At 43.1% G+C, this 415-nt stretch carries 1 protein-coding gene; it reads right to left on the bottom strand.

The annotated features are described in order from the left end of the window. Positions 1–295, bottom strand: a 295-nt coding sequence (gene tnpA, locus JJB97_RS18400; protein WP_238715535.1) for an IS200/IS605 family transposase, incomplete at its 3' end; no start/stop codon positions are given. Positions 296–415 lie beyond the last annotated feature (120 nt).

Raw genomic sequence — 415 nt, 5'->3', positions numbered from 1 at the left:
TTTTTCTCAGGTAAGGAAACTTGCTGAACAATCTTAATGCTGTCCTTCCCTTCAGATGCCCAATTACATGTGATACTGAAAGCCTCGGCGGAATCTTCACCAACAAATGAACATGATCTACCTGTACATTCAGCTCAACCACTTCTATCCCGAGCTGTTCACTTGAGATCCGTATTTGTTTATAAACTTCACGACCAACATTGTTACGCAGGATGCGAAATCGGTACTTGGGTGTCCATACGATATGATATTGACAACACCAGAGCACATGAGATGCTTTCTGGAATCTACTCATGGTTAAATCCTTATCAGTTATGGGGATAACAGATTCGGATTTTCCCATGAGTAGCATTACTGGCAGAGCCAACCTGTTGCTGACCACCTCCACAGGAGGTGGTGTTCAGATGGGTATAAA

This window comes from Tenebrionibacter intestinalis (assembly GCF_016632365.1).
GTDB classification, from domain to species: Bacteria; Pseudomonadota; Gammaproteobacteria; order Enterobacterales; family Enterobacteriaceae; genus Tenebrionibacter; species Tenebrionibacter intestinalis.
Note: the sequence above shows the minus strand (reverse complement) of the source record. Positions and strands in the feature narration are given on the sequence as shown.